Consider the following 23697-nt stretch of genomic DNA (forward strand, 5'->3'; position numbering starts at 1 on the left):
GCGTCTAAATATCCGACTGGACTGACGGGAACAGAAGGTCGACCGTTGTCCCAATCCCTCGTTCACTGCTTATCCGGATCCGACCACCAACCATCTGGGTCAGTGCCTGCACTTGTGGCATCCCTATCCCGGTACCCTTCTCACCCTTCGTCGTGAAGAATGGATCGAACACCTTCCGCAAGACTTCAGGAGCCATGCCGCAACCGTGGTCTTTGACGCGAACGCATGCGTGGGTTCCAGGTCCGGGCGGGTCAGGTTTCGCGGTCGTCTGCACCAGTCGTTCAGTGATGATGCGGATCTCCCCGCCACTTGGCATCGCATCTCGTGCGTTCATGACGAGATTAAGCACTGCGGTGTCGAACAGTGCGGGATCGATCAAGCAGTCCGGGACATCGGGACCAAGTTCCAGCTTGACCCGGACATCGGGCCCTGCGCCATACCTTAGGAAAGGCTCGAAAGACGTGAGGAACCTATTCAAATTGCCAGCGTGGATATCCACTTCCTGATGCTTTGCGAAGGCCAATAGCAGTGACGTTAGCTCGATCCCTCGATCGATTCCTTCCCGCGCGGCCGCGATGTAGGCACGAACCCTTTCGGGCTCGTCGGCTCTTCGTTCAGCGAGCCCGAGCCCGGATTCTATTACTGCCAGGAGGTTTCTGAAGTCATGGGCAATACCGCCCGTCATCTCGCCCAGCTCAGCAAGCCGGTGCGTTGCACGCTCGCGTTGCTCGGCAGCAGTTCGGGCATCGCGAGGTGCGTCCGGCACTTGGGTGCGCGCGTCGCGTCCTGCCAGAGATGATGGTTGAGTTTCACACGCAAACACGCAGCCTGTCATGAAAGTCGCCCCTATAGGTCACTGACGACACCCAAGAAAACTCGCGCTTCCATTGGTATCGTCGTATTAGGTTCCACTTGTTGCCGAGGGCCGTGCCTTTCATGGGCATGATCTAAGCGCGACGGACGACCCTTTTCGTCATGATGTCTTCGACAGTCGGGAATGCCTTGAGGGCCGCCTCCGGTAGGTCGCCATTTGCTCCAACCATTTCAGCCCAGCCATGTGCCTCTGGTTCGCCGACGATAATACGGCCGACCATTCCAGCATGCTCATGCGGGATACAGTAATAGTCGTAGACCCCCTGCTCGGTGAAGGTAACCAAAAAGCTTTCCTTGGGCAGGAGGTAGTCGGAATCCCACGATTTCGCCGTCTTGGGCATGCGAAGCGGTCGCCCGAAGTTTGCCGGATTGTACGCCGTCGTCGTGTGCGAATTGCCAGGATTGAGGTTGGTCCATCGGATCGTCTGCCCTGGCTTGATCAGAATGCCGATCGGGTCGAACCAGACTTGCGAACCGTCGTCGCGCCCTTGCATCCGAATTTCGATCGCCTCGCCGGCCCATACTGCCACAGAAGAGAGCGAGAGGGCGGCGGCAAGGCCCCCGCCCGCGCTTAGTATCTCACGACGCGTGAGTGTCATTTGGCGACCTGGGCCTCGTCAGCAGCGGAGACATGCCACAGAACGACGTGGACATGCGGCCCTTCGACTCCCGGATGGCCGGCATTGTAGTAGACATCGACATGGTCGACATTGCCGCCGGGTGAAGCGAGATCGTCAAAACGCTTGTCTGGATTGAGGTCCTTGGTCGGCAGCATATAAATCGTGCTGACAAGCTTGCCATCGTGGTCATAGGCAAGGAATGGTCCGGCAGGCAATGTCGTCGGAACAACGAAAAGTTGGCCCATGCCCGGCAGGAAGTCCGGCAGCTTCACAAGCTTGCTGACCTGTTCGTACAGAGCGGCTGGCGGAGCTTTGGTGACCTCATCCGCCGCCATGGCGCAAAGCGAACTGCCTACTGTCAGGGCAACTGCGAGGACGAGTTTTTTCATCACGGTATCTCCTTGTTGAACTAAAAAACGCGATGGCCGAAGATCTGAACTAGGTCAAAGAATCCGATTTCACTTGCTGGCGCGGCCTGTTCGCGTCAGGCCAGCAAGCAGGAGACTGTTCTGATCGTCAAACGAAATTAACTGGCATTTCAGTGCATTATTTCTGCTATTCGGCTGCACACCTGTTTGCTTGATTTCGAAAAATCTTTCACTACCTCTGAATTGCTATGGATAGTTTCCACCTCGATTTCCGGCAGCCGAGACTCCTCAAAACGGGTCATTAGCCCGGACGCGAGAAAGCCTTGGCTTCGCGTCCGGGACAGCCAGCATCTCCACACCTCATCTGCCTTGCTTAACCAGTGCGGCTGAACGCTGATTTGCGATCGCGTTTGGATCGACTTGGAGTTGACCCTGATGATCTCCCCCGTCTTGTCAGAGGAAGACATTTCGCTTGACCTTGCGACAAAGGGAAAGCAATCAGCCTTATCAAAAATCGCGATCAGGATTGCGCGAAGAGCCGGGCTTGACGAGCAGGTGGTTCTCCGTGGTCTCTTCGACCGCGAGGATTTCGGCTCGACGGGCATAGGTCGTGGCGTCGCAATCCCCCACGCTCTACTGGGTATGATCTCTTCGCCTGTCGCGTCTTTGACACGCTTGGCCCAGCCTATCGATTTCGACGGCCCCGACGACGACCCCGTCGATCTCATTTACACCGTACTCTGGCCGCGCTCTGCCACTTCCGCCTTCCTCCCTGCCCTTTCCCAAATATGCCGGCTGTTTCGGGCATCTCAGGTTCGCGAGCAGCTCCGGCAGGCACGGTCATCCGATGAAGCCCTGGCGATTCTCGAAACTGAGCCGCATCAGGAATTTCCACCAATTTGCATATTGCCCATGCCGGCCTGGCATTATGATGTCTAGGCAGTCCAGCAATGCCTTAACTCCATTGACGCGGCGCATACCGCGTCAACGGCTCGCGGCGCAAAGCTGCCATCCGTAGAAGATAATGCGATCGGCGAGTGGCTGTACCAGCCCCTTGAATCAACTTTGGCGAACCGCTTCGTAAAGTATTGACGGATAACGATTATTTTAGTCGCTGAGGGTCACCGTTTTGTACAGGAACTAGCGGATGGTTTGCCAGCCCATTTCCTTCGTATTCTCTCGTATGGTCACGCGGCCCTAAGGACGATGAACGAGATTAATTCCTGCCTTAGGGATATAGCAGCATCTCGGATTTCGGGAGTATCGAGCAGAAATCGGACTTGGCGCAGCTCCATCCGGTTACGAACTCACGTCACGCATTAGTTCACATTGGTAGAGCCGCTTGCGCATCGGTTCGGATGCCTTACATGGGTCGGGGTGATGCCGGTGTGCTGGCGAAACACCCGGCTGAAATGCACGGCATTGCCGCAGCCGCAGCGATAGGCGATCTATTACATGTGGTCACGCGGGATGCGGGAATTGCGCTCGCGCTCAAACACCTTGCGGCCGTCATCCAGTGCTTCGATTCGTTGCGAAACCACCCATTCGGTCGCCGTGCAGGAGAGATGCGTGGTGCAATGGCTCTGCGTTCGCCAGCCTTCCCGCTCGGCACAGCACGTCCAGCGGACCTCTGCCGTCAGCGACAGCGGGTTATCGGGCGCTATCGACCATACCTCCTGCCGGATGTCGCGCGTGCACAAGCCGTTGCCCGGATGGCGGCTAAGACCTGTGTCCTCGTGCACCCGATAGCGCGTCACGCCATTTTGCAGATCGCGTTCAACAGAGCGGTCCGACGATCCGTCTGTCAGGACTTCGTAACGGGGCAGAGGATCGGGATTGGATGGCTGCGGGATTTCGACCCTTCGATGCTCGCCAAGCAGCGGCAGTTCCAATCGCAGCGTGGCAAGATCGATCGTCAGCGTTGCGTCGCAGGGCTGGGGCAGGATCGTCGGTCGACAAGGACAGACGCAGACGGTGGCCGGGCGCAAAACGGTAGCCGCACGCATCAAGCATCAACTCAATCTCGACCGTCTCGCCCGGCTTCAGAGGCTGCGGGGCGGCATTGCCGCTGCGATGCGCTAGATTGAGCACACCCGTAGCTGACGCGCGTCGCCACACCGTGGGGATGGACGTCGACGAGCCTGACGGCAAGGTTGGCAAAGTTGGCATCACTGGAAAGCGACAGCTTTGCGAGCGGCTGGCCAAACACGACGCATTCCTCAGCAAGCACGGCGCTGTCGAAGGTGATCGATCCAGCATCGTCAACACGTTGGTCGCCGGCCATTTCCGAATCCGGCCTCCGCGGAAAGAAATCTCCCGCAGCGGTGCCTGTATCTTGAGGAGAGTGCAGGAGGATTTTTTCTTCAGCATGCGATGAAGTGCTCCAAGCGAGCCTGCCCGAAGCGTCCAGGCTAAGGACGAGTGTGTCGGGAACGTTCCATCTGTCCATGGCAACCCAATAGCCCAGGTCGGCCTCGCGCTGGCGGCCGGGTCGCGGCCCGTCCAGGATATAAGCACGCAGCCTCGGCGTATGCTCCACCTTGTTGTCTTCTGCGCATAGCCAATGCCGCCACCATGAAATTGCCTCGGCATGAAAATCGACGCGGGGCTTCGGATAGGCGAAATGCGGATACTTGTGAACCCATGGACCGATCAGGCCCCAGGCCATTTCCGGCATCCCGGCGACCGCCTTCAAGGGCGTGTTGCGGTAGCCGTCGGCCCATCCGGCAATCACCAGTGCGGGAACGGAAAAACCGTCAAAGTCCTCGCAGATCGAACCGTGACGCCAGAAGTCGTCGCGGCGTTGGTGGGACAGCCACTCCTCCATGAAGAACGGGTCGCCTTCCAGGCGCTCAAGCCACATGTCGCGCCAGCGTTCTCCGACGAGATCGGGATCGGGGGACCGCGACTGGAAGGCAGTCATCGTCGCCGCCCATGACAGTTGCGCCGATAGATGCGCGCCATTCTTGTAGTGGATGTCGTCATTGTAGCGGTCGACGGTGGACGACAGGGAAATCACGGCCTTGACAGCTGGTGGTTTGAGAGCCGCGACCTGGAGCGCGTTGAACCCGCCCCAGGAAATTCCCATCATCCCGACATTGCCGTTCGACCAGTCCTGCGCAGCGATCCATTCGATAACCTCGACGGCGTCGGCAAGCTCGCGCGCGGTATATTCGCCATCGATCACGCCGTCGGATTCTCCGCAACCGTGAATGTCGACACGCACGCCCGCGATGCCGGCCGCCGCGAAGACCGGATAGGTGGACTCGTCACGCGCGGCGGTGCCGTTGCGTCTGCGATAAGGCAGGAATTCGAGCACCGCCGGCACCCCGCCAGGAACCGTTTCGGGCATCCAGATGCGCGCGGCGAGCCGGGTGTCGTCTTTCAGGACGATCCACTCATTTTCAATGACACGGAAATACTTGTTCGTTCAACCACAAAGCTCTACTCGGTGGCAAGCACACCATCCCGCCGCCGGAAAAGTACGATCATGTCCCGGTTCAAGCCTCCAGCCAGACCCGGCTGGCGATGCGGCCATTGGAAAAGTCATTGCCAATATCGGGAACAAAACCCTTGAGATGGCTCGTGCAGGCGTTGATGAAGTCGTTGAATACCGGCAGTATCAGGCCGCCCTCATCTCGCACCATCAGCGCCATGTCACGGTAGAGCACGCGCCGCTTGGTCTCATCCAGTTCACCGCGCGCCTGCACCACCATCTTGTCGAAGTCGGGCCGCTTGAAGCGGGTGTCGTTCCACTCCGCGTTGGAAACGTAGGAAGTGGAATAGCGCGCGTCCTGCGTCGGACGACCACCCCAAAAGGAGGTGCAGAACGGCTTGACGTTCCAGACTTCCGACCAGTAGCCGTCACTCGGCTCGCGCTGCACATTGATCTTGATCCCGGCCTTTTCCGCGCTCAATTGGAAAAGCTGGGCCGCATCGACCGCGCCGGGGAACGCTGCTTCCGAGGTGCGCAGCAGAATTGGATCTTGAAGGCCAGACTTCTTGAAGTGGAATGCAGCCTTGTCGGGATCGTAATTGCGCTGCTCTATATCGGCAGGCGCGAGCGCATAGTTGGCGTTGATCGGGTAATCATTGCCAATGGTGCCGAACCCGCCCAGAACCCGATTGAGGATAGCCTCGCGGTCTATCGCATATTTGAGCGCCAGACGCAGATCATTGTTGTCGAACGGCACGGTGTCGCAATGCATCAGGAAGGAATAGAAACCCTTGCCGGAGGTGCGCAGGATCTCGACGCCCGGAACCCGCTTCAGCAACGGCGCGATCTTCGGTTCGACGGTGCTGATGAAATCGACCTGACCGGATCGCAACGCGCTGGTCCGCGCGGTCAGGTCGTTCATCACGGTAATAAGCACGCTGTCGACGTAGCCCCGGTCCTGGCGCCAGTCGTCCTCGTTTTTTTCGAAAGCGGCGCGAATGCCCGGCTCGAACGCAGCCAGCTTGTAGGGACCGGTGCCGATCGCAGCTGTCGGCTTTTCCACGCCGCCGCCCGGCTGGATCTGAAGATGATAATCCGTAAATATCAGCGGCAAGTCAGCATTGGCTTCCTTCAGCATCACCACCATGTCGCCCGACCGTTTCTCGATGCGGTCTATCCCGGACAGCAGGCCGAGTGCGCCCGATTGCGATTTCTTCCCGGCGTGGCGGCGCAACGTCTCGACAGCATCGCTAACGGTAAATGCCTTGCCATCGTGGAAACGAACGTCCTTGCGTATCTTGAAGGTCCACTCCTTGGCGTCGGCCGACGCTGACCAGGATTCGGCCAGCGAGGGAACCGCCGCGCCCGTCTTGGGGTCGGATTCGACCAGCGTATCGCCCCAGCAATGCGCGATCACAAAATTGACGCTGGCGGACGCCAGGGCTGGGTCGAGCGTATCGGCGGAGGCGCCGCCATCGAGCCCCAGCCGCAACTGTCCGCCGCGCACTGGCGTTTGCGCCGCGGCCGGTGACGCCAGCGAGCCTGCGGCTGCGACAAGGCCTAGAGCCACCCCCGCTTGAAGAAGATCACGGCGTGAGAGACTCGATAACCTGCTGGAAGCGCTCATTGGGTTCTCCTTTGGACTGAAGCCTTGTGGCCGATCCTAGGCAGAGCCTGCGGCAACGCAATTTCGTCGCTTGAAGCGTTTTTAAGCAAGTTTATACTGTCTCCATGAGCAAGCCATGGGCCAATTTCAGCAGCAACCTGAAACTTGCCTGCAGCACCCACAGATCGGTATCCGATTTGTGCCGCACCATCGGTATCAACCGGCAGCAGTTCAACCGCTACCTCAATGCAGGAACCCTTCCTTCCGCTCATAACCTCCTGACGATCGCGGCAGCTTTTGGCCTCGAACCAGCCGATTTCGACCTGTCCCCTGGCAACTTCCGCAGTAAATTGAGCGAGCGGCGCCGACAAACGGCCCTCCAAGGGCCGCTGGCGGACGCCTTTCCTGGTGACCTGCATGCACTCGGACCCTATCTCGGATTCTACCAGGCATGGCACACGTCGCTGTCCTGGCCTGACCGGATCGTCTGCGCCTGCGCTCACTTGCGCGAGAATGGCGGACAAGTTCTGGTTTCCTCGCTTGAGCGCATCGAAGATGCCGAAAACGGCATCGTGCAGCGTTCACGCTATACGGGGCTCGCGGCGTATCGGCACCAGCGCATCTTTTTGACGGAACTGACGCGCGGCGATGCCCCAACCTTTGGACAGACGATCCTCATGCCGTTCGAAACGTACCAGCGGCGTTACCTGCGGGGCGTCACTATGGGCATATCGTGGCGAAACAACAATCTGCCCTACGCCACCCGCACCGTCTGGCAATATCTGGGGAAGCGCGTCAACAAGAGAAGTCTTATATCGCGTTGCGGCATTTATGCGCCCAATTGCGCAGCGCTACCCACGGCCGTGCTGTCTTTTCTGACCGAGGCCCGGCCGGTTGCCGCCGCGTCTGTGCAGGCCCCAAGACCGGATCGCCGAGCGCCTCCCTGAGCCGCGACAGGGTGCGGCTCAACGCGGAGGTGCTGAGCCGGAGCCTGAGCGCCTCCATGCTACCAACGGAGATACCTGCCTCGGCGCAGACACGATCAAAGACCTGCTTTAACAAAGCCAGATCGCCAGTATACCCAATGCCACTTATTGAGACAGGCCCATGGCAGCAGATACTTCGAAAATCGCCTCGGTTAGCTCTTCATCGGATGCGGCCAAATAAGGCGCAGCCCGCCTAATTTCCTTCACTGCCGCTTTGATCGAAACGGTGCCGTCATACTCGGCCCTGTTTAGAAGTGCAGCGATTGCTTGTTCTAGAACTGGACTTACCCTTTGAACACTGCTCATCCACCCCCCCAACGATACGCCCCAGCGGAATAATAATCTATTCTTGGTTGGCTTCAATTGGATGTAAGAAACGTACGGTTGGTCATCGTTGCTTTGCCCTCAGTCCGGAATATTTCGCGCAAGAATATTGCGCATGCTCGTCTTGATGCGTCCCGCCGCGGTGTGGCTTAGAAGGGCTCTCGTGATCTGCCCAGGGATTTGCACGTCGAGGTGCCGGCCGAAGTGCCGAAGTCAAGGTGGACGTCTCCTCACTGACCATTCAGCATGCCGGTCGCGCTGATGATCCGTCGGTCGCGGGCAAGCGGCCCAGCCATGCTGGGCGTGCCAGCTTGTCAGCCGCTCGCTATCGAGATCGAGCGCGTCCCAGGGTGAGTCGATGAAAGCGAAGCTTGCTGGCTTGATATTTGTGGCGAATAAGGTTTGTTGGCGGGACAACGAACTATTGCTGATTGTTAACCACCCATCTGTTTCACCGCACGCCATTGGACAAGAGGAAAGCTCGATGACCGTTTCTCCAAATTTAAACGACCAAGCTGATCTGGTATCGGTTACCGCCGAGATCGTTTCCGCCTACGTGTCGAACAATCCGCTGCCGGTCGGCGAGTTGTCGAAGCTGATTGGGGACACCTATGTTGCTTTGCAAGGGATCGGCACGCCTGTCCCCCCGGCTGCAATCAAACTGGAGCCGGCGGTGCCGATCAAGAAATCAGTGTCACCTGATTTCATCATCTGCCTGGAAGACGGGAAGAAATTCAAATCCCTGAAGCGTCATATTGGGACGCATTACAATTTGAGCCCGGACCAATACCGCCAGAAATGGAACCTGCCCGCAGATTATCCGATGGTGGCGCCGAACTACGCAGCCACCCGCTCGGCTCTTGCGAAATCAATCGGGCTCGGGCGCAAGGAAGCGCCCGCACCAGCCGCGGCAGAAAAACCAAAACGAGTTGCTCGCCCCGCGACGGCGACAACAACCGCAACGGCCGTCAAGTCGCCGGTAAAGAAGGCGCGCAAGGCACTCGTCAAAGCGTAGCGTGCTGCACGAAAAAGGAGGTCCGTGCGGTGTCGTACCTGAAAATGGCGAAGCCTACTGTTCCAGCACATCATTGAGCTTGAGGGTCTGGACTTCAATGTCCGCCGCCTGCTTCAGGGAGGCATCGACGGGGATCAGGAAGTTTTCGCGGTCGATCTGGACACCATGGCCGGAGTAGTAGACGACGGCCAGCTCTGCGCCGCTTGCGGGCAAGATAGCTGCGGAACTGCGGGTGGTCTCGCCGGAGTAGACCCACGTCACCGCGCCGCACATGCAATGTCCATTGAGTGCCATCGCTCCCTCCCCGGGCCATGCGTTCCAGCACAACAACACTGACACGTCACGTGCGGAAGGGTGGCGGGCCAGCGGCCTAGTCTAAGCCCGCTTCGTTGCGATCCCGGCGGATTTGATCTTCGGCGGCAAAGTTTCGACGAATGCCAGCGCAAGGTCGAGCCAGCCACGGAGATCCGCCTCGGTGGCCGTGCCCTCCGGCGCAACATGGACATAACCTTCCATCGAACGTCCGCCCATTTCCATCGGCCGCGCGTACGGGCGGGCGGCAGCCGCCGCGTGCCCTTCCTTGCCGACGCGCACCAGGAGCCCGCGCTTCGACGTGCCGATCAGCATGTTGCCGTTGAGCATAAAGCAGGTGCCGCCGAACATCTTTTGTTCGGTGACTTGGCGCGGGCCGAGGGCGGCGCGCAGACGGTCGACCATGGGGTCGGGTGCGATGCTGGTGACTGACTTTGCCATGCTCACCGTCGCTCTGCGATTTGCGGGAGACAGGCAAGCACGGAAGCGGGTGGAGATTCAAGTGGAGTGGCGCGGCGTCCCCTTCTCCCAGCGGGGCGACTGTTGTTTTGCCTGACGGAGAAAGGGGGCGCTATCCCCTCTCCCCTGCAAGGAGAAAATCGGTCTCCGCGTCCTTCCTTCGCGCCGGCCTGACCCGCGCTTCGTGCAGGATCGCCGCAGATCCGCTAACGGATCATGCGTCGTCCCTTCGGCTTCGCCTCGGGCGGGTGACCCCTCCGATTTGTCTCCTTGCCCCCTCTCTCCCGCTGTTCGGCACGAGCTCGGGAGCAGGAGCGGGCTCCTGCCCCTTCGCGCAGGAAACCGCTTCGCGGTAAAAGAATCGAAGGGGAATCCGGATCAGTCGGTTTGTGATTCAAGATGTGGCTGGAGTGGAGGCCAGCATCGGATGACGCGACTGCTTTCGGGGTGCAGCAGGATCTCATCGCCTGTCTGACGGAAGTGCGCCAGGTTCTTAACTCTAATCCCAAGCGGTTCGTGGGCGAAACGGCAAGCTCGAGGGCTGATCGAACGGCGTGGGGGAGTTCGTACGGCCCTGGGCACAGCGAGCCGTTGATGCGCCATCCCATCACCGGCACGCGGCGCTACGCGAGCGCGGGAAGCGCAGAGAGGCGCCAGCATCACTTGAATCTCAACAGCGGTCTGCGGAGAACATCCCCTGAAATGACCATGCGCTCTGATGCGGCACCAACGTCACCGGTAGCTTGATGATTTCTTGCGTGATCTCCTCGCCACGCGACAGTGCCAGCGCAAGCGCTGAAAGCAAGCATATTCTCGCAGCAGCTCTCGCAGACGCGAAGTTCTGATGAGCGGAGACTTAGACGATGCCGAACAGGATCTCATCGCGGGCCTTGCAGCCTAGGTCGCGCAGATCATGGCCGTGTAGCTGCGGAGTAGCGCCGGCGACCGCCAGTCGGCAGACGCTATGACCGCCGACAGGCCTGAAACTCTTCAGCGCCGCGGCGATTCCCATCATCATCGATTGCTCGGGGTAGTCGAGCACTTGGAAAACAGCTCTTCAGGAATGCCTCGACCCCGCCAAGTCCGCGTCTAGCACGGGTTAAAAGGTGCTTCAAATGGTGGGCTATGTTCGTGATCATGACCGGACCTCGAGGCTCGCAACCCTGCCGCCGAGCATGTGTGCGTGTGGCCGCACCCGAACCGCAGGGTGGCAGGGGAGAAGGTTGCATCCAGTTGCTCTCCGTCTAATTGGCCACATAGACCATTTTGGGCAACCAAAGCGTGATGGCGGGAAAGACGATGCACAAAGCGACGCCGATCGCTTGCAGGCACAAGAACGGAACGGCGGACCGGAAGATCGTGGCCATGGTGATCTGAGGTGGGGCGACGCTCTTCAGGTAGAACAGCGAATAGCCGAAAGGCGGGCTGAGGAATGCCATCTGCATATTTACCATGAATATGACGCCGTACCAGAGCGGCACATCGCCTGGGGCGACCCCGGGCAGGCCGAACAACCCATCGAACTGCAAGCTCTTCAAAATCGGCAGGAATATCGGCACGGTAAGAAGCAGGATACCGACCCAGTCGAGGAACATGCCTAGCACGAACAGGATCACCATCATTAGCGCGAGCACGCCGTAGGCCGCCAGTCCGGTACCGAGAATTGAATCAGCGACGAAGGTCTGGCCGCCCTTGAGAATGAAAAAGCCGACGAACATCGTCGCGCCAAAAAAGATCCACATCACCATGGCGGTCGCCTTCAACGTGGCGATCCCTGCATCGCGAATGGTGTCCCAGTTGAGTTGGCGGTGCGCTGCGCAGACGATGAAGGCTCCGAAGGTACCTATTCCGGCCGCCTCCACAGGTGTGGCAATGCCGAGGAAGATGACACCGAGAACGACGATGATGAGCAGGATAGGGAGGATGGTGCCGCGCAACAGCTTCAGCTTTTCAATGAAGCTCACCCGCTCGTCGACCGGCAGAGCCGGACCCAGCGCAGGGTTAATATAGCAGCGCAAGGTTACGTAGGCGACATACATACCCGACAGGAGAAGGCCCGGGAGAACCGAACCGACGAGCAACTCACCGAGCGACTGCTGGGCCACAACCGCATAAACGATCGCCATGACCGAGGGGGGGATGAGGATGCCCAGCGTGCCGCCGGCGAGCAGAGAACCACAGGCGAGCTTGGCGTCGTAGTTGCGCCTCAGCATCGCCGGCAACGCAATCATTCCCATCGTCACCTCGGTCGCGCCAACGACACCGACCATGGCGGCAAGCAAGGTGCAGGAGATGACAGTGGCTGAGGCGAGGCCGCCTTTCAGCCCACCGAGCCATTTATAGACGACATCGAACAGTTCCTCAATGATGCCGGCCTTTTCCAAGATCGCCGCCATGAAAATGAACAGCGGTACGGCGGAAAGCTGGTAGTCCGTCATGAAGGGGAAGATTCGCGAGGGCAGCATGTTCAGCATGGCCGAATTGCCGAACAGAAACAGGAAGAGCACGGCGAGGCTGCCGGTGCAGAAGGCCATTGGCAGTCCGAGCAGCAGAAGCACGCCGAGTCCGCCGAACATAAGGACGCTCAGCCACAGGATCGGAAGCTCGAGCCCCATCGCTATTCGCCCCTTCCCGCCGCGGTGGCGATATCGCGCAGCAGGCGGGACAGGCCTTGCAGGATAAGGAGCGCTGCGCCGATCGGCATGGTGAGTTTTACCGGCCAGTACTGGATGCCCCACTCGGTGAAGGACCGCTCGCCAACGGCTATCGCATCGCTGGCGAAACGCCAGCCGGTAACAAGCAGCGCACCGGCAAAGAGAAAAAAGAAGAAGGAAGTGATGATGTCGCATATCGCGCGACCGCGCGCCGAAAGCTGGCTGTAGATGATGTCGACCCTGACATGAGTCTCGTCGCGATAGGCGTAGGCGCCGGCAAGCATGTATTGCATGCCGAACATGAGGAACATGCTCTCGTGGACCCAATTGGTCGGTGAATTGAAAATGTAGCGGGCGACCACCTCGTAATAGTAGGCGAAGACGGCAAGCACAGCCCAATAGGCGACGAGTTCGCCCGTCACCCGCACCAGCCAGTCGACCGGACGAAAAAACGGCAATGGCGGCCTTACCGCACTTTGGGGCACGCCTGTCTCCAGAGGATGAGCCAATATCGGCGTCGGCGTGGTCTCACGTTGCCGGCGCCGCCTCACAAGACCTGGCAGAAGGAAGGCGTCGCCGAGGAGAAGGACCCCAAGCACGATACCGGCTATGCGTGCATATGCGTTCGCGCGACGGAGACCAACGGTCGAGGCGGCGTAACGATCACGGGCCGGCGCGGCATCGGCTTGAGCTTTGGCAACGCGCTGGGCCGCACCAGCCTTGCCGGCGGCGAGGTCTGACTGGGCGCGCGTAAGTAGCCGTTCTGCGTGCTCGGCCTCGGAGCGGGAGAGAGACAGGCTTTCACGGGCAATGCGAATGTCCGCGCTAGTCCACAGGACCGCTAGGAAGAACGGAATGAAGACAAGACCCCAGGCGCTCTTGAGATAGAAACGGTGCATCCCAAGAAAGCCGGCGGTGACCAGGAAAAGGTAAGCCAGGAACAGGCCCGGTCGGCCCGTGTCGCGGCGCTTTTGCTCGCGAGTCACCAGCCAGGCGGCGACCAGCGGGAACACGCCCAGCGTCGACCAGTAGAGCCAATGCGGCATGACGAAGGTCAGTGATGGCATGGAAGCAACTGCCGGTGTTGAAACCCCAGCGAAAGAAAGCGCCCGTCCCTACCTGGGCGGGCGCCGATGGCTACAGATTGATCGACAAGCCTTGATACATGTCGGGCGTGACGTAGCCTACCGTTGGGTTTTCCATGACTTCCAGCTGCAGCTTGAAGATGCGGGCAGCATCTTTGTCCTTGTTGGCCCATTCGAACCAGATCGGAACGGCGACCTCCTGGAATCTTTGCAAGTCGTCTGCGCTAAGGCGATTAATCTCCGTGCCAGCGTCGATGAATTTCTGCCAAGTGTCCATGTCGGCTTTCTGGATCGCGCCGAAATGGGTGTTGGAATAGACTTGGACCTCGCCCTCGATGAACTGCTTGAGATTGTCTGGAAGTTTGTTCCAAACATTCATGTTAACCGCGAAATCCATCAAGTCGACGGGTTGATACATCGACATCAGGCCGGGGGGACCCATGGAAATGTACTTCGTCACCTGCTGGAAGCCGAGCGCCCAATTAACTGCCGGACCGGTATAGTCGGCGGCGTCGATAGTGCCCTTCTCCAAGGCCGAGAAAACCTCGCCGCCGGGCAGCAGCGTCGTCTTGGCGCCTGCCTTGGCAAAGGTCTCGGCGATCATACCTCCCGGGACGCGCAGCTTCAGATCCTTGAAATCGTCAAAGGAGCGGATCGGCGTTTTCGAATGGATGATATTGGCTCCATGATGGATGCGGTTGACGTAGTAGAGGCCCTGCGCGGCGTAGATGTCACGACAGACCTGCAGTCCGCCCTTTGAATAAAAGAAAATGTCCCATTCATGCGGATAGCGTAGGCCCATCGTATACGAGCTCATGAAAGCGGTCGCGGGGAGCTTACCCGCCCAGTACAGAGAGAACGAGTTCATGGCCTCCAGAACGCCGTTCTTGACTCCGTCGAAAAGCTCAAAATCACCCACGATATCCTTGGCCTTGAAAGGTTGAAGCTCGAGTTGACCGTTCGTTTTTTCCTTGATCGATGCACACCACTTCTGAAAGGTTTCCAGGCCGACGCCAGCCGGCCATGAGGTCTGTACCTTCCAGGTTATCGTCTCGGCCGCCTCGGCCTTGCGCACCCAAGGCGCCGCAACGGTGACAGTTGCCGCCCCGGCAACGAGACCACTGGTCTTCAAAAAGCTCCGCCGCGATGTGGGCAGCTTGTCCTTCTTCATTTTTTCCTCCCGTAGTTCGGCGGACTCCGAACCTCGGAAAGTCCGTCGGTGCGACATTAACGCACATGTAGCCTTCCAAGCCAATGTCGAATGAGCGCGGTGGTCCAAAGCCGAAGCTGGCCTGGGCTGAATGAAGGATTCGCCGCAGTGGAGGGGTCGTGGGCTCGCGGGCGTCAGGTCGAACGCATGCCATTAGGAGCTCGACCGTCTCCTCTGGTTTCTCCGGATGCGCTGCTTTGGGATCGGTGAGGTAATGACCATGCGCATAGATGTTGTCCCTCAAATTCTTGTTCAGCTCCGAGAAAATCCTTGCCGTTAGCCCCTCCACACGCCCCGTTTTGAATCATGCGACCCCAGCATGCCTGGCCATGCTGCCCGAAAATCGTACGGATTTTACGCAGGCGCCCGCCTAAGGCGGAGAACACGTATCAACCAAGGCCTTTGCCACGCCCTGGCGAAGATTGAAAAGCTACAACGGCGAACGCCGCAACGACCACCTCGCGACCGGCTGTCATCGGCCTGAGAGTGATGAGGCGTCACCGAGCAGCGGCGGGAGTTGCCCTGGGTCCCGGTCGAAAAGCACTACACCTTCGCCACCGTCGACTGGCCCAAGTCCGTGTTCGATGGCCGCTCGCAGCTCCTCCTCTGATGTACGGGGAGGACTGGAAGGTGGCGTGCCCGGGCTGCACCTCGGTCGGCGATGGGCTGGGCAGCATGGTCACGCACGTGAACAACCGCGACGTGGCGCTCATCGCGATGTCGCGGGCGCCGCTGGACAAGCTGGGGCGACTAAAGCACAGCGCGGGTCGACGATGCCCTGCGTAACGGGAACGGCGACGACTTCTTGGTCGACTACGGCTTCGCGTTCCGCCGGGAAGAAACGTCGGAATCGCCGCGACGAGTTCCACATGGGGCAGCTGCTCCGCGAGGCCCGCAATGGCTGCAGGACTACCGCGATCATGTCGGTGCGCCGAACCTCCAGTCGGCCGTCTCGGTGAGCGCAGGGTGGAGTGTCTTCGCGATGGAGGACGGAGCGTTCGACAACACCAAACGCCGCTACCCGCCGCTGGCGGCCCGCTCTACGCGCGTTTCTCGAGTTCGTGCCAAAAGCGGTGACATCCGCAACTTGCGCGGCTCTAATCTGTTCTTAGGCTAGGTCGCCCCATGAAGTACCGCATTCTCATCGGAGCGCTCGCCGCGGCGGCGCTGACCCTCCCGGCCTCCGCGACCACCGCCACTCAGCGCGCCTACTCGGCCGCTCTCGTGGCGTGCGGCCGGCAACCAGCGCACCCTCACAGAATGTCAGCCCCGACTCGAAGCATTCAGGCGTGAGCTAAAAGCGATAACGCACTCCGACAGTATTCGCGTTGGAACCCTCTCCCATGTTTCCAAACGTGCCTCCGGCGTCGGATCTGTGACCGCTGCGAAGGAAGCGGAATCGGACGTGCCCGATGGTAACGCAGCTTCTTGATCTCCTGCAGGCAGATGGTCGACACCGATCCGGGTCAGTTCAGCTTGGGTCGCGAGTTTGCCGCCTGGCTTGGGCTCACATGATCGCGAACTCGAGTGGCGGCAAGGATCTGTTGGCCGCATCACCAAGAAGGGTGACCGGTATCGGCATTACTCAGGGCAGATTGGCAGGTTCGTTGTAGTAGACCAACAAGCCAGGCTAGGCCCGCATCCATCATAGCGACCTTCGGCACGATGCTGTTCATCTTGAAATGTCCAAGCAGGATCGGCGCATCAATACCCACTACGCCGAAACGGCTGGCGTGCATGGCGATGAAGCGGCGCGGATAGGCTGAGATCAGATCCGTTTCGGCAAGCACCGCCAGTCCGAACATGAAGTTCGGAACAGTCAGCGCAACTCGGCGCGACAGCGCTCTCTCAGCCAGAACCCTGTCGACAAAACCCGTTGGATCGCCCGCGCTGGACACAACGAGGTGCTGCATGGCGCAGTAATTTTCGAGACTTGGGTCGCTGGCGAAAGGGTGGCCGGCGCGCAAGGCGATGACGAAATCTTCCTCATAGATCGTGTCCACCACAAAACGCACGGGGAAGTCGTCGAACGGAACGACGGCGACATCCATCGTGCGCGCTTCAAGCTCGGCAATGGTATCGCGCCAGGCCAGCGCCGGTGAAGGCTCGCCCGGCCTGGGCAGCAATTGCCGGATGCTGATGTCGACGCCAGGCGCTTCCAGGCGCACTTGGGCGAGCAGCGGCGGCAGGAACACGGACGAGGCCCCGTCCGGCGCGCCGACGACGAAGCGGCGCGTCGAGCGGGAGGAGTCGAATGGCTCGGCGCTAGCAATTACCGACCGTACCCGCGCCAGAATCTCGGCCACCGGGGCAGCCAGCTCCGTTGCCCGGTCGGTGGGTACCACGCCACGCGGTGTTTTCAGGAACAGCGGATCGCGCAGCAAGGAGCGCAGCCGCCCAAGACCATGGCTGACAGCCGATGGTGACAGGCTCAGCCGCTCCGCCGAGCGACCGACGTGACGCTCCTCTATGACGACCTCGAACAGGACCAACAGATTGAGGTCGATGCGAGATAGGTCAGTTTGGTTCAGCATATTCCTGAAATCATATCACTGGATTCAACAGAGTAAAGCTGCGAATTGGCTGGCCGCAGCGGAGCAGTCCTGCCTGGCCGCGAGACATCATCACCGAGGAGCAAACTCATGCCTGACTTCCCTAGTTCAATTCTGGTCACCTGCGCTGGCGGCGCCCAGGGCTCAGCAATCGTGCAAGCCTGCCGCGCGGCAGGCGCCACCGTACGCGTCCTTTTACGCAAAGGCGCGCCCGACCCATTTGGCGACGGCGTCAACATCGTGCGCGGCGACCTCGCTGACGCCCGCCGCCTCGGCCTCGCCTGCCTTGGAGTCGATGCAGTGGCGCTGACGCTGCCGCTCGATGCCAGTCCCGAGGAAATTGTGCGCTACGGCCGCAACATGCTCACCGCGGCGCGGGAGACGGAGGTCAAGCTGATGGTGTTCAACACCAGCAGCTATGTCTCCCGGCTCTCAGGCACGGCGCTGATGGACGCCAAGATGGAACTGATTGACATGATCAAGGCTTCCGGCCTGCCATCGATCATCCTCAAGCCGACGCTCTATATGAGCAATGTCGCCACCCCCTGGGGCGCGCCTGCGATAATGCACCACCATGTATTCCCCTATCCGCTTCCGGCGGACTTCCAGACATCGTGGATCTCCTGGGGAGACATGGCGGCTTATGTCGTCGAGGCGATGCGGCGGCCAGAGCTCGCGGGCGCGAGCTTCGACATCGGAGGACCCGAGGCCCTGACCGGGCCACAGATGGCCGATATCCTTTCAGACATTATCGGCCGCGAAATCGAGTACTATCCGGTTCCACTGGGGGACTTTGCCACCCGCCTGACGGCGATGCTAGGCAAAAAATCGGCCGATCAGGTCGTCGCCCACTATGCCTGGATCCACCGGCAGCGCTCGACGCTTCTGGCTGTCGATATGCGTGAGACGATCAGCGTGCTGCCGATCAAGCCGACTCCGTTCGCAGACTGGGCTAAGGCTCAGGACTGGCCGGCACTGGCCAGCACCGTGAAGGCGGCATGATCATGCAGGCGATCAAGATCCAGAACCGAAAGAATCCGTCAGGGTTCGAAGATGTGCCCCACGATGCCACCGAAGTCATCGACTTCTGGTGGCTTGTGGGCCCCACAATGTGGTTCGCCAAGGACGCGGCTTTCGATCGTGTCTTTCGCGAGCGCTTCCTGCCGCTGCACGAGGCTGCGGCGTGCGGCGATTGCGACGACTGGGCGGCGACGCCATATGGCGCATTGGCGCTGCTGGTGCTGCTGGACCAGTTTCCGCGCAATGCGTTTCGAGGCACGCCGCGCATGTATGCGACGGACGACAAGGCCCGACATATCGCGACGGCCGCCATCGATGCCGGGTTCCAGCATGAGGTGCACCCCTCGTGGCGGCTGTTCTTCGCGCTGCCATTCGCCCATTCGGAAAACCTAGCCGACCAGGACCGCTCGGTGGCACTGGCCCGCGAGGTCGGACCCTCCGACGCGATGCGCGCGGAACACCACCGCAACATCGTACGCCGGTTTGGACGGTTTCCGCACCGCAACCCGATCCTCGGCCGCCCAATGCGGCCGGAGGAGCAGCGTTTTCTCGATGACGGCGGCTTCGCCGGCTGACCTAGGCCGCCGGCTTCATTTAACCAAAGAGATACGATCGTGACCTGGACCGAGATTCGGCTTCTTCGGAAGCTTCATCATCGTTCTCACCTACTCAATGAAAGCCATGCTGTGGCTGCGCATCACGGCCGTGCTGAGCTGTTTGTGCTTTGCTACCTACGGCGCCTCATCGGCAGCTTGCCGCTGGTCCTGATGGAACTAGTGCTGCTGCCAATCAATACCTGGCGCCTGTTCGAACTTCTCCATCAAACTCAGACGGGCCGGACTCACAAGGGAGTCTGAAAAATGCGAACACCGCGTCTCTGGCTGCTGCTCCGGTCGGCGCTTTCCTGCTGGGTGCTCGGCCGGGATCTGGCTTGTGATCGCGGCCAGCGTCCACTTTCAGGGTATCCATCCGGTAAGCACCGCGGCGCCTATGTCCCGTTAGCGGACAGGACGAAGTTCCGGGCGGGTGGAAGCCGCCGTTGCCCACAAGGCCTCGGCCTGATCAACCGAGCTCCCATGGCAGAAGCAGCGGGTATGCCGTGTTGCGCGGCGAGAAGGCTTACTGTGACCCGCAGGCCCGCGAGTTGGGCGCGAAGAGGCTGCGCTGGGTCAGCGCGCGCGCCGGTAATGCATGGCGACCACGCCGCTGCGGAGCGGCTTGGCCGAGATCAGCTCGAGCCGTCGCGTGCTGGGCAGCCCGCTCTGGTAGAGCGTCGGGCCGTGGCCCGCGATTCTGGGGTGCACGAGGAGCTTGTACTCGTCGATTAGATCCAGCCGGTCCAGCTCGGTCGCGAGCTTGCCGCTACCGAGGAGCACGCCGGCCGGGGTCGCGTCCTTGAGCCTCTGCACGCCCGTGCGCAGTTCGCCGCCGATGTGGTGGCTGTTGGTCCACGGAAAGGCCTTTCGCGTCGATGACACCACGTACTTCGGCTTGGCCTCCAGCTTGACCGCCCACTCGCGTATCGCCGGCGGCGCCTCCTCGTCGCCGCGGGCGACTGCCGGCCAGTAGCTCTCCATCATCTCGTAGGTGACGCGACCCCACAGCATTGCTCCGCCCTCATCCATAAGGCGGGTGAAGAAGGCATGCGTCTCGTCGTCGGCAATTCCTTCCTGGTGATCGACGCAGCCGTCCAGGGTGACGTTGATGCTGAAGGTCAATAGTCCCATGCGGCGAGTCTAAGCCATACAATGGAGAACATGAAGGCCGATTGCTCGCGTTGATGTCGAACTTCCGCAATGGGTCGGCACACGAAGTAAGGCCCTGCCGACTTCCGGACGTTAGTCTAGAGCGCTACGCAGCCTGCGCTGGCTCGGCGCCGGACCGCCAGCGCAGCTGGTTCGACTGCAGTTTCGAGGTCGCCGACGACAGCGGCAGAACCGTGCTGGTGATGCCGTTCGACGAAGTGGTTCCGGAGAGACACGCCTGACTGCTCGGGTCGTATGAGGAGGGAGTTGCTGACAAACCGTCTGGCCGCTCAAGCTGGGAAGTCACCAAGGGACGATTGAAAGGATGAACAACACAATAGCCGCGCCAACGGGCGATCTCGCGAAGGAAATTGCGCGAGGGAAGTGATCCGCGCCCTTCCTGAGCGGGATCCTGATACAATACCCCATGGCCGTCCGAATAGCGGTTGTCCTCGCGCTTCTTTTCGCCTTCGCCTACGGTTTCGCAAAACTCGTGAAACACTATGGCGGCGTTCGCGACCAGCCCTCTCCGTGTGAAAACTTGCCACATCCTGATTGTCCTGATCCAAGCGCGCCTCCTCAGAAAGAAACCAAGCCTTGAGCTGGTGCGTGCGTGGAGCTGCAACATTGGAACGGCTAGGCCTGACAATGGGCAGCGGCCCGTGGAGCCCGTTGACCGCTTCCTCGCTCGGAAGCACACCGGGCGGGCACTTCTCCTCAATGACCATGCGAATCAGGTGGAGGCAATTTCGGGCGTCATAGGCAGGGTCTTGGACTTTCATCCTGGCGATCTGGCGCCGTTCTGGCGATCGTCAAGTCCGGCCCAAGCCCATCATGGCGCGCGCGATGGCGATCTGCGCCTCTGGCGGTTCGGTCTCGCCGCTGCATTGCCCTAAAGCGCAGAGGTTCCTCAACTGACGTTCGGCTGGCGGCAACGCGGCAACTTGCTCGCCAGCCGAGTTGAGTGCAGCCGCTGGTCGCGGGAGGCTAGCCAGCCACACGCTGGTGATTCTAACCTGAGCTCATGTGCGATCAACAACCCTGGTCGGTCTTTTTCACCTGACCCGGCGCGGCGGTCTTGGCTGTCGTGTCCTGCTGACCAGGCGCCGCTTGCTGAGCGCTGCCAGTCTGCTGGCCGGGCGCGCAGTCTCTTGCCGAGTTCGGATTTGTGGTGCCGCTGGTGGTGGTCGTGTCGGTGCCCTGATCGCCGGACATGTTGGTCCCGGTGCTCGTCGTGCCGGTCCCCTGATCCGTCGTGCTGGGCATGGTTGTCGTGGTCGAGGTTCCGCTCGTTGAGGTTCCGCTCGAAGTTCCGCTCGTCGTCTGGGCAAAGGAAAGCCCGGCCGACACCGCCACGACGGCCGAAGCAAAAAGGATTCGTTTCATCTTCTTTCTCCTGTCTGAATGCGCGGGATGCGCCTGGCAAATCCAACAGGCAGACAGAAAGAGTGTTCCCCGAAGACGCTCAATTTTTGTATGCAATCTCTGACTGCAGGCAGCGCGCCCACGCTCATTCCATGGCGCGCATCAGCATCGGGGATGATGAGGTAGCGTACACCGGTTGAGGGGAGAACCCCAGCAGCCAGGAATGCCTTGCGGGCCTCCTCAGCTTCCATCTCGTCGTATATCACGGCCATGCAAACGCGCACCGCGAGGTCCCACCAAGGGCCACGCTTCGTCCACTTCATCAGCTCCTCGTCGGCTGTCTTGACGTTGTCGACGTTGCGGATGATCCGGGACGCTCGGTTTTGACGAGGACCGGAGGGTTGAACCAGTGACGAGACATGAGGGCCTTAGCGGCGGCTAGCGAGTTTCCTCTCCACTAGCCCGCTAGCGATGAGATGGTTAACCTTTTGTTAGCCATGTGTGGGACCGTGATGGGACTGTTTCCAAACGTTCGTCGACCGTTGTCTTAGCGGTCGGTACGAAGCCGTTATGCATCATCTTCCAGTATTTGTCGCCCTGGCCATTTCGCTTGTCGTGGGTTTAGCCGTGGCGATAGGTTTAACATGAACGCCAACACGCTCCCAAGCGAGGCTATTCGTGGAGGTCGAACGCGACTGACAGTCCGAAGGCCGGGGCCGCACCGACTATAAGGTAGACCAGCTTATCGTCAGTAACCAGCAGATGCGGAGCGCCCCAGCGCACCGGCGGCCTCCCCGCTCGCAATCCAAATAGACGTCTTTCAGCTGTTTGATTGGCATGTCAGCGTAAGCGAACGCGAGGTCCTGAGCGTCAGAAGCCGACAATGAAGCCGGACTGATTGCGATCAGCACGGTGCCGAGCGTCACAGGCGCGAGGGACTTAACAACTGACATGATCATTTTGAGATCCTCCCCAGCTCCCGTCGGTCAACATCCAGTCCTTGGGGTCGCAGGTGTAGTGCCGTTCGAAGGTCCCGTCCGCGCGCCGCTGCTTGTCGAAGCCTCGATCTAAGGCTCGATCGCGCGCTCGTGGACCAGCCAAAGGGGACCTCGGCCGAGGCGTAGCCACTGCCGGCGGCCAACCGTTTCGGGATCGAGGCCGAAGCGATCCTGGTGCGCTCGATCGTCGTGCCGGCCGCGCCTGCCTCCGCATGACGGAGGGCGCGGCTTCGCAAATCGCACATGATTTCGTCACGTGAGATGCCGATGTCGCCAAGGACGTCATCGGGTAAACGGCTCAACTGGTCCGTTGCCGACAAGAGAGCTTTTCGCTCGGCGCGGAGGCGTAACCACCTGCGAAATGGACCAATGGCGGCAGCATGAATTATAACCATGATCAGATCCTCCCTTCATTGATCTGAATACGCGGTGGCAAGCGGAATGGAGACCTAGCTAGATTTAGCATAGCAGCCCCTCCTCCTCGGCAGCTTCCTCGAAGGCTTTACGGACATCGTTGGGCGAGACCCGGCCCTCAAAGGCGTCGCTGCAGGCTTGCACCGCCAGATTCCACTCCGGTCCCCTCTCGGTCCACTTCATGAGTTCCTCGGCGGCACCCTCGACATTGTTGCAGCCGTAGGTGACCCCAGGTCGGTCGGTCTTGACGTACACCGGAGGGGAGAACCAATGGGTTGCCATGACGGGGCCGCTTTGCGCTCATCATCGAAGGCCGTGGGCATAGCGCTTCGCGAGCCAGAGGTCCGCTTTCGTTGCCAGACGGGCAGAGCGCCTAAACTTCAAATCGCACGGCCCAGAGCACATGAAACTACAGCCGCATGTGTTGCCGGCAGTTCGAACAGCATGGGCAGGTGGCGACACTCGGCTTCGTCCACGATCAGCGTCTCAATAGTCGCGATGGAAAGATGGCTTCTGAGGCGCAGCCGGACAACCGCGGCGAGCTTGTGAACGGGCACCGGTACCGCCCCGGCGTACTGGTCTAGAAGATTGTTGATCTCGGCAACTACTTTTGGATCGACGGCGTGGGGCAATGGCAGCATGAGAGCGCTTCCTT

Annotated in this window: 26 protein-coding genes and 3 pseudogenes; 8 read left to right on the forward strand and 21 right to left on the reverse strand. The window is 60.2% G+C overall.

What is annotated here, in order from left to right; all coding sequences use genetic code 11:
• Positions 1–4 precede the first annotated feature (4 nt).
• From NKJ72_RS26865 to NKJ72_RS26875, 3 genes are all read right to left on the reverse strand, one after another.
• On the reverse strand, positions 5–835 hold the full coding sequence (locus tag NKJ72_RS26865) for an ATP-binding protein (protein WP_352480152.1): 831 nt from the start codon (positions 833–835) through the stop codon (positions 5–7).
• A 112-nt stretch (positions 836–947) separates the two neighbouring features.
• Complete coding sequence (locus tag NKJ72_RS26870; protein ID WP_352480153.1) at positions 948–1472, reverse strand: plastocyanin/azurin family copper-binding protein; 525 nt, start codon at positions 1470–1472, stop codon at positions 948–950.
• Positions 1469–1882, reverse strand: a complete 414-nt coding sequence (locus NKJ72_RS26875) for a DUF5602 domain-containing protein (RefSeq protein WP_352480154.1) — start codon at positions 1880–1882, stop codon at positions 1469–1471. Before NKJ72_RS26875 ends, NKJ72_RS26870 begins: the two co-directional genes overlap by 4 nt.
• Positions 1883–2296: 414 nt before the next feature.
• On the opposite strand from NKJ72_RS26875, the gene NKJ72_RS26880 reads away from it, so the two are divergent.
• Positions 2297–2800 (forward strand): PTS sugar transporter subunit IIA, encoded by a 504-nt coding sequence (locus NKJ72_RS26880; protein WP_352480176.1) that lies wholly within the window; start codon positions 2297–2299, stop codon positions 2798–2800.
• 380 nt (positions 2801–3180) lie between these two features.
• Here NKJ72_RS26880 and NKJ72_RS26885 read toward each other — a convergent pair whose 3' ends face one another.
• The 3 genes and pseudogenes from NKJ72_RS26885 to NKJ72_RS26895 all read right to left on the reverse strand — a co-directional run bounded on the left by NKJ72_RS26885 (position 3181) and on the right by NKJ72_RS26895 (position 6924).
• On the reverse strand, positions 3181–3309 hold the full coding sequence (locus NKJ72_RS26885) for an AraC family transcriptional regulator (RefSeq protein WP_352480177.1): 129 nt from the start codon (positions 3307–3309) through the stop codon (positions 3181–3183).
• Positions 3310–3312: 3 nt separating this feature from the next.
• A pseudogene (locus tag NKJ72_RS26890) lies at positions 3313–5270 on the reverse strand (CocE/NonD family hydrolase).
• A 91-nt stretch (positions 5271–5361) separates the two neighbouring features.
• Positions 5362–6924, reverse strand: coding sequence for an ABC transporter substrate-binding protein (locus NKJ72_RS26895; RefSeq protein ID WP_352480155.1), 1563 nt, complete (start codon positions 6922–6924; stop codon positions 5362–5364).
• 104 nt (positions 6925–7028) lie between these two features.
• On the opposite strand from NKJ72_RS26895, the gene NKJ72_RS26900 reads away from it, so the two are divergent.
• Entirely contained in the window at positions 7029–7850 is an 822-nt protein-coding gene (locus tag NKJ72_RS26900; protein ID WP_352480156.1) for a helix-turn-helix domain-containing protein, read from the forward strand.
• Here NKJ72_RS26900 and NKJ72_RS26905 read toward each other — a convergent pair.
• Together NKJ72_RS26905 and NKJ72_RS26910 are read right to left on the reverse strand one after the other, a co-directional pair.
• A pseudogene (locus NKJ72_RS26905) lies at positions 7813–7902 on the reverse strand (LysR family transcriptional regulator); the annotation flags it as partial. The gene NKJ72_RS26900 and the pseudogene NKJ72_RS26905 overlap by 38 nt on opposite strands.
• Before the next feature lie 92 nt (positions 7903–7994).
• Positions 7995–8195 carry a hypothetical protein gene (locus NKJ72_RS26910; protein WP_352480157.1) on the reverse strand — a complete coding sequence of 67 codons (201 nt, stop codon included), beginning with the start codon at positions 8193–8195 and terminating at the stop codon, positions 7995–7997.
• Between the two features lie 502 nt (positions 8196–8697).
• On the opposite strand from NKJ72_RS26910, the gene NKJ72_RS26915 reads away from it, so the two are divergent.
• The gene (locus NKJ72_RS26915) at positions 8698–9228 is read left to right on the forward strand and encodes a Ros/MucR family transcriptional regulator (protein WP_352480178.1); all 531 of its coding nucleotides are present in this window, start codon (positions 8698–8700) and stop codon (positions 9226–9228) included.
• Between the two features lie 54 nt (positions 9229–9282).
• On the opposite strand, the gene NKJ72_RS26920 is transcribed toward NKJ72_RS26915, so the two are convergent.
• The 6 genes from NKJ72_RS26920 to dctP form a co-directional block, all read right to left on the reverse strand.
• A complete protein-coding gene (locus tag NKJ72_RS26920; protein ID WP_352480158.1) occupies positions 9283–9522 on the reverse strand; it encodes a hypothetical protein in 240 nt (79 codons plus the stop codon).
• Positions 9523–9603: 81 nt separating this feature from the next.
• A complete protein-coding gene (locus tag NKJ72_RS26925) occupies positions 9604–9981 on the reverse strand; it encodes a TfoX/Sxy family protein (RefSeq protein WP_352480159.1) in 378 nt (125 codons plus the stop codon).
• An 874-nt stretch (positions 9982–10855) separates the two neighbouring features.
• A complete protein-coding gene (locus tag NKJ72_RS26930) occupies positions 10856–11017 on the reverse strand; it encodes a hypothetical protein (protein ID WP_352480160.1) in 162 nt (53 codons plus the stop codon).
• A 226-nt stretch (positions 11018–11243) separates the two neighbouring features.
• Positions 11244–12614 carry a TRAP transporter large permease gene (locus NKJ72_RS26935; protein ID WP_352480161.1) on the reverse strand — a complete coding sequence of 457 codons (1371 nt, stop codon included), beginning with the start codon at positions 12612–12614 and terminating at the stop codon, positions 11244–11246.
• Positions 12615–12616: 2 nt separating this feature from the next.
• The gene (locus NKJ72_RS26940) at positions 12617–13720 is read right to left on the reverse strand and encodes a TRAP transporter small permease subunit (protein WP_352480162.1); all 1104 of its coding nucleotides are present in this window, start codon (positions 13718–13720) and stop codon (positions 12617–12619) included.
• A 70-nt stretch (positions 13721–13790) separates the two neighbouring features.
• Positions 13791–14909 carry a TRAP transporter substrate-binding protein DctP gene (gene dctP, locus NKJ72_RS26945; protein WP_352480163.1) on the reverse strand — a complete coding sequence of 373 codons (1119 nt, stop codon included), beginning with the start codon at positions 14907–14909 and terminating at the stop codon, positions 13791–13793.
• 547 nt (positions 14910–15456) lie between these two features.
• On the opposite strand from dctP, the pseudogene NKJ72_RS31025 reads away from it, so the two are divergent.
• The 3 genes and pseudogenes from NKJ72_RS31025 to NKJ72_RS26955 all read left to right on the forward strand — a co-directional run.
• Positions 15457–15558: pseudogene (locus NKJ72_RS31025) on the forward strand (DUF899 domain-containing protein); the annotation flags it as partial.
• On the forward strand, positions 15558–15734 hold the full coding sequence (locus tag NKJ72_RS31030) for a DUF899 family protein (RefSeq protein ID WP_502901903.1): 177 nt from the start codon (positions 15558–15560) through the stop codon (positions 15732–15734). The pseudogene NKJ72_RS31025 and the gene NKJ72_RS31030, both read left to right, overlap by 1 nt.
• A gap of 19 nt (positions 15735–15753) precedes the next feature.
• The gene (locus tag NKJ72_RS26955; protein ID WP_352480164.1) at positions 15754–16065 is read left to right on the forward strand and encodes a hypothetical protein; all 312 of its coding nucleotides are present in this window, start codon (positions 15754–15756) and stop codon (positions 16063–16065) included.
• 436 nt (positions 16066–16501) lie between these two features.
• Here NKJ72_RS26955 and NKJ72_RS26960 read toward each other — a convergent pair whose 3' ends face one another.
• The gene (locus tag NKJ72_RS26960) at positions 16502–17482 is read right to left on the reverse strand and encodes a LysR family transcriptional regulator (protein ID WP_352480165.1); all 981 of its coding nucleotides are present in this window, start codon (positions 17480–17482) and stop codon (positions 16502–16504) included.
• 108 nt (positions 17483–17590) lie between these two features.
• Between NKJ72_RS26960 and NKJ72_RS26965 the strand changes: the two genes are divergently transcribed.
• Complete coding sequence (locus NKJ72_RS26965) at positions 17591–18502, forward strand: SDR family oxidoreductase (protein ID WP_352480166.1); 912 nt, start codon at positions 17591–17593, stop codon at positions 18500–18502.
• Positions 18499–19095, forward strand: coding sequence for a DUF924 family protein (locus NKJ72_RS26970; RefSeq protein ID WP_352480167.1), 597 nt, complete (start codon positions 18499–18501; stop codon positions 19093–19095). Before NKJ72_RS26965 ends, NKJ72_RS26970 begins: the two co-directional genes overlap by 4 nt.
• Before the next feature lie 594 nt (positions 19096–19689).
• Here the strand turns inward: NKJ72_RS26970 and NKJ72_RS26975 are convergent.
• The 6 genes from NKJ72_RS26975 to NKJ72_RS27000 form a co-directional block, all read right to left on the reverse strand.
• Positions 19690–20247 (reverse strand): dihydrofolate reductase family protein, encoded by a 558-nt coding sequence (locus tag NKJ72_RS26975; RefSeq protein WP_352480168.1) that lies wholly within the window; start codon positions 20245–20247, stop codon positions 19690–19692.
• Positions 20248–20371: 124 nt separating this feature from the next.
• Positions 20372–20815, reverse strand: a complete 444-nt coding sequence (locus NKJ72_RS26980; protein ID WP_352480169.1) for a hypothetical protein — start codon at positions 20813–20815, stop codon at positions 20372–20374.
• Between the two features lie 482 nt (positions 20816–21297).
• Positions 21298–21651, reverse strand: coding sequence for a hypothetical protein (locus tag NKJ72_RS26985; RefSeq protein WP_352480170.1), 354 nt, complete (start codon positions 21649–21651; stop codon positions 21298–21300).
• Positions 21648–22040: a DUF982 domain-containing protein gene (locus NKJ72_RS26990; RefSeq protein WP_352480179.1), complete on the reverse strand. Its 393-nt coding sequence runs from the start codon at positions 22038–22040 to the stop codon at positions 21648–21650. Before NKJ72_RS26990 ends, NKJ72_RS26985 begins: the two co-directional genes overlap by 4 nt.
• 1047 nt (positions 22041–23087) lie before the next feature.
• Positions 23088–23324, reverse strand: a complete 237-nt coding sequence (locus NKJ72_RS26995; protein WP_352480171.1) for a DUF982 domain-containing protein — start codon at positions 23322–23324, stop codon at positions 23088–23090.
• Between the two features lie 98 nt (positions 23325–23422).
• Positions 23423–23697, reverse strand: a 275-nt coding sequence (locus NKJ72_RS27000) for a hypothetical protein (protein WP_352480172.1), incomplete at its 5' end; no start/stop codon positions are given.

Source organism: Mesorhizobium sp. M0045 (genome assembly GCF_040323385.1).
In the GTDB taxonomy this organism is placed as follows: Bacteria; Pseudomonadota; Alphaproteobacteria; order Rhizobiales; family Rhizobiaceae; genus Mesorhizobium.

What these genes read in the sequence shown, in the direction of transcription:
- NKJ72_RS26980 (WP_352480169.1), bottom strand. Translation starts at nt 20,815, where the DNA reads ATGTGGCAAGTTTTCACACGGAGAGGGCTGGTCGCGAACGCCGCCATA.
- NKJ72_RS26940 (WP_352480162.1), bottom strand. Translation starts at nt 13,720, where the DNA reads ATGCCATCACTGACCTTCGTCATGCCGCATTGGCTCTACTGGTCGACG.
- NKJ72_RS26935 (WP_352480161.1), bottom strand. Translation starts at nt 12,614, where the DNA reads ATGGGGCTCGAGCTTCCGATCCTGTGGCTGAGCGTCCTTATGTTCGGC.
- NKJ72_RS26930 (WP_352480160.1), bottom strand. Translation starts at nt 11,017, where the DNA reads ATGATGATGGGAATCGCCGCGGCGCTGAAGAGTTTCAGGCCTGTCGGC.
- NKJ72_RS26895 (WP_352480155.1), bottom strand. Translation starts at nt 6,924, where the DNA reads ATGAGCGCTTCCAGCAGGTTATCGAGTCTCTCACGCCGTGATCTTCTT.
- NKJ72_RS26880 (WP_352480176.1), top strand. Translation starts at nt 2,297, where the DNA reads ATGATCTCCCCCGTCTTGTCAGAGGAAGACATTTCGCTTGACCTTGCG.
- NKJ72_RS31030 (WP_502901903.1), top strand. Translation starts at nt 15,558, where the DNA reads ATGTACGGGGAGGACTGGAAGGTGGCGTGCCCGGGCTGCACCTCGGTC.
- NKJ72_RS26865 (WP_352480152.1), bottom strand. Translation starts at nt 835, where the DNA reads ATGACAGGCTGCGTGTTTGCGTGTGAAACTCAACCATCATCTCTGGCA.
- NKJ72_RS26920 (WP_352480158.1), bottom strand. Translation starts at nt 9,522, where the DNA reads ATGGCACTCAATGGACATTGCATGTGCGGCGCGGTGACGTGGGTCTAC.
- NKJ72_RS26960 (WP_352480165.1), bottom strand. Translation starts at nt 17,482, where the DNA reads ATGCTGAACCAAACTGACCTATCTCGCATCGACCTCAATCTGTTGGTC.
- NKJ72_RS26975 (WP_352480168.1), bottom strand. Translation starts at nt 20,247, where the DNA reads ATGGGACTATTGACCTTCAGCATCAACGTCACCCTGGACGGCTGCGTC.
- NKJ72_RS26985 (WP_352480170.1), bottom strand. Translation starts at nt 21,651, where the DNA reads ATGAAACGAATCCTTTTTGCTTCGGCCGTCGTGGCGGTGTCGGCCGGG.
- NKJ72_RS26900 (WP_352480156.1), top strand. Translation starts at nt 7,029, where the DNA reads ATGAGCAAGCCATGGGCCAATTTCAGCAGCAACCTGAAACTTGCCTGC.
- NKJ72_RS26995 (WP_352480171.1), bottom strand. Translation starts at nt 23,324, where the DNA reads ATGGCAACCCATTGGTTCTCCCCTCCGGTGTACGTCAAGACCGACCGA.
- NKJ72_RS26870 (WP_352480153.1), bottom strand. Translation starts at nt 1,472, where the DNA reads ATGACACTCACGCGTCGTGAGATACTAAGCGCGGGCGGGGGCCTTGCC.
- NKJ72_RS26910 (WP_352480157.1), bottom strand. Translation starts at nt 8,195, where the DNA reads ATGAGCAGTGTTCAAAGGGTAAGTCCAGTTCTAGAACAAGCAATCGCT.
- NKJ72_RS26970 (WP_352480167.1), top strand. Translation starts at nt 18,499, where the DNA reads ATGATCATGCAGGCGATCAAGATCCAGAACCGAAAGAATCCGTCAGGG.
- NKJ72_RS26875 (WP_352480154.1), bottom strand. Translation starts at nt 1,882, where the DNA reads ATGAAAAAACTCGTCCTCGCAGTTGCCCTGACAGTAGGCAGTTCGCTT.
- NKJ72_RS26925 (WP_352480159.1), bottom strand. Translation starts at nt 9,981, where the DNA reads ATGGCAAAGTCAGTCACCAGCATCGCACCCGACCCCATGGTCGACCGT.
- dctP (WP_352480163.1), bottom strand. Translation starts at nt 14,909, where the DNA reads ATGAAGAAGGACAAGCTGCCCACATCGCGGCGGAGCTTTTTGAAGACC.
- NKJ72_RS26965 (WP_352480166.1), top strand. Translation starts at nt 17,591, where the DNA reads ATGCCTGACTTCCCTAGTTCAATTCTGGTCACCTGCGCTGGCGGCGCC.
- NKJ72_RS26915 (WP_352480178.1), top strand. Translation starts at nt 8,698, where the DNA reads ATGACCGTTTCTCCAAATTTAAACGACCAAGCTGATCTGGTATCGGTT.